The organism is Paraburkholderia sp. EG286B (assembly GCF_040965655.1).
Lineage (GTDB): Bacteria > Pseudomonadota > Gammaproteobacteria > Burkholderiales > Burkholderiaceae > Paraburkholderia.
In genome coordinates this window covers 1-265 of the sequence record NZ_JBFRCF010000220.1, presented here as the reverse complement: position 1 = coordinate 265, position 265 = coordinate 1, and the positions used below count along the sequence as shown (strand labels likewise).

Annotated in this window: 1 protein-coding gene; it reads left to right on the top strand. The window is 58.9% G+C overall.

Features of this window, described 5'->3' with window-relative positions:
- Positions 1-265: aminotransferase class I/II-fold pyridoxal phosphate-dependent enzyme (locus tag AB4Y42_RS44500; RefSeq protein WP_368697932.1), on the top strand; the 265-nt coding region annotated here is incomplete at both ends.

Below are 265 nucleotides of genomic sequence, written 5' to 3'. Positions count from 1 at the left end.
AAACTTCCACTGTCATCCGGAGCAGGTTTTCGTGACGTCCGGATACAGCGCTGGCTTAGGCTTGACACTTCGGGTGCTAGGTTTGGAAGGCCAGAAGGTCTGGATGGAGGAGCCCGGGTTCATGCTCGCCCGTAAGGGGCTGGAACTGGCTCGCTTGAATATCGTGCCGATCCCGGTAGACGCAGACGGTATCAACGTCGACTACGGCATCAAGACAGCGCCGGACGCCGCGTTAGCGGTCTTAACTCCTGGTCAGCAAGCGCCT